This window comes from Stenotrophomonas sp. TWI1409, assembly GCF_039673015.1.
Taxonomy (GTDB): domain Bacteria; phylum Pseudomonadota; class Gammaproteobacteria; order Xanthomonadales; family Xanthomonadaceae; genus Stenotrophomonas; species Stenotrophomonas maltophilia_A.
Map to the genome: position 1 here is coordinate 1 of NZ_JBDJKU010000118.1, position 6,323 is coordinate 6,323.

6 protein-coding genes are annotated in these 6,323 nt (G+C 68.5%); all 6 read left to right on the forward strand.

Features of this window, described 5'->3' with window-relative positions; all coding sequences use genetic code 11:
* Positions 1-416: 416 nt before the first annotated feature.
* The 6 genes from ABE423_RS20280 (at position 417) to ABE423_RS20305 (ending at position 6,094) form a co-directional block, all read left to right on the forward strand.
* A complete protein-coding gene (locus ABE423_RS20280) occupies positions 417-872 on the forward strand; it encodes a MarR family transcriptional regulator (protein WP_012481667.1) in 456 nt (151 codons plus the stop codon).
* Between the two features lie 108 nt (positions 873-980).
* Positions 981-1,190, forward strand: coding sequence for a DUF1656 domain-containing protein (locus ABE423_RS20285; RefSeq protein WP_010487502.1), 210 nt, complete (start codon positions 981-983; stop codon positions 1,188-1,190).
* Positions 1,187-2,104 (forward strand): HlyD family secretion protein, encoded by a 918-nt coding sequence (locus ABE423_RS20290; protein ID WP_032973896.1) that lies wholly within the window; start codon positions 1,187-1,189, stop codon positions 2,102-2,104. The genes ABE423_RS20285 and ABE423_RS20290 overlap by 4 nt, the downstream gene beginning before the upstream one ends.
* Positions 2,101-3,561, forward strand: a complete 1,461-nt coding sequence (locus ABE423_RS20295) for an efflux transporter outer membrane subunit (RefSeq protein ID WP_180837998.1) — start codon at positions 2,101-2,103, stop codon at positions 3,559-3,561. Before ABE423_RS20290 ends, ABE423_RS20295 begins: the two co-directional genes overlap by 4 nt.
* A 3-nt stretch (positions 3,562-3,564) precedes the next feature.
* Positions 3,565-5,604, forward strand: a complete 2,040-nt coding sequence (locus tag ABE423_RS20300; protein ID WP_346487304.1) for an FUSC family protein — start codon at positions 3,565-3,567, stop codon at positions 5,602-5,604.
* 94 nt (positions 5,605-5,698) lie between these two features.
* Positions 5,699-6,094, forward strand: coding sequence for a hypothetical protein (locus ABE423_RS20305; RefSeq protein WP_049446855.1), 396 nt, complete (start codon positions 5,699-5,701; stop codon positions 6,092-6,094).
* Positions 6,095-6,323 lie beyond the last annotated feature (229 nt).

Sequence of the window (6,323 nt, forward strand, 5' to 3'; positions counted from 1 at the left end):
GCGGCGGCCGCTCGGCCCGCCTCCCCGGGGGGGCGTGGTGGGCGCGGCGGTGCTGCCGGCCTGGCGGGGGAGAGGGGGCTGCGCAGGACACGCCGTAAACCCGTCCTTGGGGGCTCGATGGCGCCATCCATGGCGCCAACGGTCCTGCGCAGCCCCCTCTCCCCCTCCTTGACGGTTTCCTGCGGGCGCGACCGGACCGCCCGAAAGCGGGGGTCAAAAGCGGGGTTCATGGCTCCGGAAGCACCGCGCCGCTGCTGTGGTTTTTCCTGCTTTGGTGGGTGCGGACCTTGGTCCGCACTGCATCTGCTGCTGCCCCACCCGACACCAGGCAGGCGCAACGCTTTCCTCACTACACCCCGCCCATTCAGCAAAAACCATTGATAGGAATGAAATTAGTAGTATCCTATCTATCTCTTATGGACCGACCCCTCGACGAGCGCACCGTGCTGCAGATGCAGCTCAGCTCCGGCCTGCTGTACGCAGGGCGGCAGTGGCAGCGCCTGGCCGACAGCCGGCTCGGCAGCTACGGCATCTCCACCGCCTGCACCATGCCGCTGCTGATGATCGGCCGCTCCGGCGGTGGCATCCGCCAGGTGGCGCTGGCCCAGCAGCTGGGCATGGAGGGTCCTTCCCTGGTGCGCCTGCTGGACAAGCTGTGCGCCAGCGACCTGGTCCGCCGCGAGAGCGACGCCAGCGACCGCCGCGCCAACCTGCTGTGGCTGACCGACGCGGGACACGCGCTGGTCAGCGAGCTGGAAGACCAGTTGATCGGCCTGCGCCAGGACGTGTTCGGCGAGCTTTCCATGGATGAACTGCACGCCGTGCTGAAGGCATGGCGCCTGCTGGCCGAGGCTGCCGACCGCATCACGTAAGAGCGCTGCCCCCGAATACCGCCGCTGCCGTGCACACGCCAGCGGCTTTTGCCCGTTGCTGTTGTTTCGTTGTTCCTCCCCTCCCCCACCTCGCCCCCGCCCCTACCGATGCCCGGTGAATTCAGTCTCCACGGAGTGTTCGTCCCGACCCTGCTCGGGTTGATGTTGTTGGCCTATCTGGTCAACAGCGGCCTGCACGCGCTGCTGCAGCGTGCCGGCGCCTATCGCCATGTATGGCACCCGGCGCTGTTCAACCTGGCGCTGTACGGAATCGTGCTGGGCCTGCTGTTCCACCTCCTGCGTTGGATGCAATCGTGAACAAGATCGTGAAGAAGACCCTGCCGGTGCTGCTCACCAGCGCAGCCGTGATCGTCGCCCTGCTGGTGCTGCGCCAGCTGTGGGTCTATTACATGGATGAGCCATGGACCCGCGATGCCCATGTCGGCGCCGACGTGGTGCAGGTGGCGCCGGACGTATCCGGACTGGTGGAAACGGTGCAGGTGGCCGACAACCAGGCGGTGAAGAAGGGCGACCTGCTGTTCGTGGTCGACCGTGCCCGTTACCGCATCGCGCTGGAGCAGGCCAAGGCCAGCCTGGGCGAGCGCCAGGCCTCGGTGGCACAGCTGCGCCGCGAGATCGGCCGTGACCGCAGCCTGCAGGACCTGGTCGCCGCCGAGGACGCCGAAGTGCGCCGCGCCAAGCTGCAGGCCGCACAGGCCGCGCTGGCCACCGCACAGGCGGCGGTCGACCTGGCCGAGCTCAACCTGGGGCGCACCGAGGTGCGCGCACCGGCTGATGGCCGGGTCAACGACCGCACCATGCGCGTGGGCGACTACGTGGTGGCCGGCAAGCCGGTGCTGGCGCTGCTGGATACCGGCTCGTTCCGCATCGATGGCTACTTCGAGGAAACCCGCCTGCGTGGCGTGGCCCCGGGACAAGCCGTGGACATCCGCCTGATGGGCGAATCGACCCCGCTGCGTGGCCATGTCGAAAGCATCGCCGCCGGCATCGAGGACCGTTACCGCAGCAATGGCAGCACCCTGCTGCCGAACGTGACCCCGGCCTTCGACTGGGTGCGCCTGGCGCAGCGCATCCCGGTGCGCATCGCCATCGACGAAGTACCCAAGGGTGTGGAACTGATCGCCGGCCGCACCGCCACGGTGACCGTGGACACCGGCCGCCATCCGCACAACGACAAGGCCGGCACGGCGCCGACACAGGCGGGCCTGTGAACGCCGCCCTGCCCCGTCTCGGCCTGATCGTCGCGCTGGCCAGCCTGGCCGCGTGCAGGACCGTCGGCCCGGACTATGCATTGCCGGAAGGTTCGGCGTTCAAGCGCCCGCAGGCCAATGCCGCCTTCATCGATACCCAGAACCCGCAGATCGCCGCCAACCAGGCGCTGCCCGACCGCTGGTGGTCGCTGTACAACGACCCGGTGCTGGATGGCCTGATCACCCAGGCGCTGCGCGACAACGTGGAGCTGAAGGCCGCCGATGCGCACCTGCGTCGTGCGGCGGCGGTGTACGAACAGGCGCTGGACGCCGGTGGCTTCGAGTACGAGGCCGAGGCCGGGGTCAGCCGCGCACAGCTGTCGGCCGAATCGTTCCTGCAGGAACACGAGCTGCCAGTGATCAACCTGGCCGATGGCAAGTTCGCGGTCAGCTACCAGTTCGACCTGTTCGGCAAGCTCAAGCGCGGCGCCGAAGCGGCCCGTGCCGACGAGCAGTCGGTCGCCGCAGCACGCGACCTGGCCCAGGTCAGCGTGGTCGCGCAGGTGGCCGACAGCTATCTGGAAATCTGCCACGCCAACCACGAACTGCACGTGGCCGAGCATTCGCTGCAGCTGCAGCAGCGCAGCCGCAGCGTTACCGAGCGCCTGATCGCGGCCGGCCGTGGCACGCCGCCGGAACTGGCCCGCGCCAATGCCCAGGTGGCGCTGCTGGAAGCTGCACTCCCGCCGCTGCAGGCGCAGCGCTCGGCCGCCGCCTATTCGCTGGCCGCGCTGCTGGGGCAGACCCCGGGCCAGCTGCCGGCCGGTGTGATCGACTGCGCGCACGCCCCCAGCCTGGCGCAGCCGCTGCCGGTCGGTGATGGCCGTGCACTGCTGCAGCGTCGCCCGGACGTGCGCCAGGCCGAGCGCAAGCTGGCCTCGGCCACGGCGCGGATTGGTGTCGCCACCGCCGAGCTGTACCCGGACATCCGCCTGGGTGCCTCGCTCGGTGCCGCCGGCCTGCTGGAAGACTTCGGCACGCCGATGACCCAGCAGTGGTCGATCGGCCCGCTGATCTCGTGGACGCTGCCGTCCTCGGGCACCCACGCGCGCATCCACGCCGCCGAAGCCGGTGCTGATGCCGCGCTGGCCGAGTTTGACCACACCGTGCTGCAGGCGCTGCGCGAGACCCAGACCGCGCTGGACCGCTATGCGCAGGACCTGCGCCGGCTGCAGTCGCTGCGCATCGCGCAGGAGCAGGCCGCACTGGCCGCCGAGCAGAACCGCCGGCTGTACCAGGGCGGCCGCACGCCGTACCTGTCCAGCCTGGATGCCGACCGCAGCCTGGCCACCAGCGATGCCACCCTGGCCGCCGCCGAAGCGCAGGTCTCGCGCGACCAGATCCACCTGTTCCTGGTGCTGGGTGGTGGCTGGCAGGCCAGCGCCGCCGCGCCCAACGCCTCGACCGCAGCGAAGTAAGCCATGAACGCGCTGACCGACCGCCAGGCCTGGCTGTTCTCGATCAAGACCTACCTGGCCGCGGTGGCCGCGCTGTACATCGCCATGGCCGGCAACCTGTCGCGCCCGTACTGGGCGATGGGCACGGTGTACATCGTCAGCCAGCCGCTGCTGGGCCCAACCCGGGCCAAGGGCGTGTACCGCATCGTCGGTACGCTGGTGGCGGGCCTGGCCACCCTGCTGGTGCTGCCGGCGCTGGTGGAATCGCCGCTGGTGCTGAGCGCGGCAATGTCGATCTGGCTGGCCGGCTGCCTGTTCATGGCCCTGCTCAACCGCGGCCCGCGCGGCTACGCGTTCCTGCTGGCCGGTTACACGACGGCCTTCATCGGCTTCCCGGCGGTGACCTCGCCGGAAACCATCTTCGACACGGTGGTGGCACGCAGCGAGGAGATCATCCTTGGCACGGTGGTGGCGGTGCTGTTCGCGTCGCTGCTGTTCCCGGCCTCGGTACGTCCGATGCTGCGCGCACGCATCGGCACCTGGATGGAGGACGCCGCGCAGTGGTGCCGGCAGATTCTTGAACGTGGCCGCGCGCACGCGCCACGCAACCGGTTGGCTGCCGACCTGGTGCAGTTCGAGGCGCTGATCGAGTTCCTGCGCCGCGATGATCCACGCCATGCCGGTTCGGCGGTGTCGATGGAGCGCCTGCGCGAGCGCATGCTGCTGCTGTTGCCGGTGCTGTCGTCGATCGCCGACCGCCTGAGTGCGCTGCGCAGCGACGGCCAATCCCTGCCCGAAGGGCTGCCGGCACTGGTCGACGATATCCATGACTGGCTGGACGGACCCACCAATGCCAGCGAGCACGCCCGCCTGCGCGCGCGCATCAGCGCACTGAAGCCACAGGTGGACCGCGACCTCCAGCACCTGCAGCTGGCCAGCCTGCTGCTGCGCCTGGAGGAGCTGGTGGACCTGTGGCAGGACTGCCGCACCCTGCAGCATGCGATCGACCACGGCACCGCGCCGCTGGACCGCGCGCACTACCGCATCCGCACCGAACGCGTAGCCGCCGACAAGCACGTCGACTACGGCATGGCGCTGTTCTCCGCGCTCAGTGCCGGCGTGGCGCTGATGAGCTACTGCGTGCTGTGGATCGCGCTGGGTTGGGAAGGTGGTGGCAACGGCGCGATGATGGCCGCGGTGACCGCTGCATTCTTCGCTGCACAGGACGACCCGGCGCCGAGCATGGTGTCGTTCCTGGTGTGGGCGATGGTCGCCTCGGTGGTGGCCGGTGTGTACCTGTTCGGTGTGTTCCCGGCGGTGCACGACTTCGGCCTGCTGGCATTGGTGCTGGCGGTGGCGTTCCTGCCGCTGGGCTTGATGCTGCACCACCCCAAGAGCGCATTGTTCGCGTTGCCGTTGACGGTGAACCTGGCCGCGCTGCTGAGCCTGCAGAACACCTACAGCGCCAACATCCAGACCTTCCTCAACTCGTCGATCGCGATGTTCATCGGCATTGGCTTTGCGGTGGTGATGACCCGCCTGTTCCGTTCGGTGGGTGCCGAGTGGACTGCACGCCGCCTGGTGCGGCAGGGCTGGACCACGCTGGCCGAGGCCGCCGAAGGCCGTGGCCAGCAGGACCGCCAGCGCTTCGCCGCACGCATGCTCGACCTGCTGGGCCTGCTCGCGCCGCGCCTGGCGGCGACGCCCGAGGGCAGTGACATCGCCTCGGTGGACATGCTCAACGAAGCGCGCATCGGCCTGAACATCCTGCAGCTGCGTCGCGCACGGCTGGAACTGCCCGAACGCAGCCGCGAAGCGGTCGAGCACATCCTGGAAGAAATCGCCGTGCATTACCGCCGTCAGATCGCCGCGCACAAACCGATTGTGGCGGCCGAGGCGCTGCGGGAGCGGCTGGATACCTCGCTGGGCCGGGTCGGCAGTGTGGCCGCCTGCAAGGCCCGCGATGAAGCCCTGATGGGCCTGATCGGCCTGCGCTTCGCGCTGTTCCCGGAGGCGAAGGCGCTGGCGCCGGGCCTGGCGATGAGTGCAGCCGAACAGCCGTAGCGCGATACCCTGTGCAGCCACAGACCTCGTTGCCGGGGTCGGATCCTTCGCCGCGAGCGAAGGCTCTGACCCCTGCTCTGCACAGGAAGCTCCAATGAGTTACGACATGATGGTGTTCGAGGCCAGCGCCGCGCCACGCGAGGCGGCGGCCTTCATCGCCTGGTTCGAGAAGCAGACGCAGTGGAACGAGCGCCACGAGTACGACGACCCGGCGGTCAGCAGTCCCGCGTTGCAGGCGTGGTTCGCGGAGATGGCACAGGAATTTCCGCCAATGAACGGGCCGTTGAGCAATGACGACGATGATCGTGCTGAGGTGACCGAGTACAGCATCGGTAGTCAGGTGATCTACGGCGCGTTCGCCTATTCGGTGGCCGAGCGCGCGCATGGCCGCGTGCAGGATCTGGCCGAGAAGCACGGCGTGGGCTTCTTCGACGTGAGTGCCGATGAAGCGGCGATCGTGTTCCCGGATGGCCTGGTACTGATCGCGTAGATCCACGCAATGCGTGGATGAACCCCGAAGCGATCAGGACGCTCTTTTGTAGAGTCGAGCCATGCTCGACTCCGTGGCCCATCAGCCGAGCATGGCTCGGCTCTACATTATTGCGGCGCAGTCGAGCATGGCTTGTATGTTCCTCCCGGCTCCTACGAGGTATGTAGGAGCCAGGGTGGAGGGACCGTCAAGCATGCATCTGCGGATACTAGCCGACAGACGAGTCGAG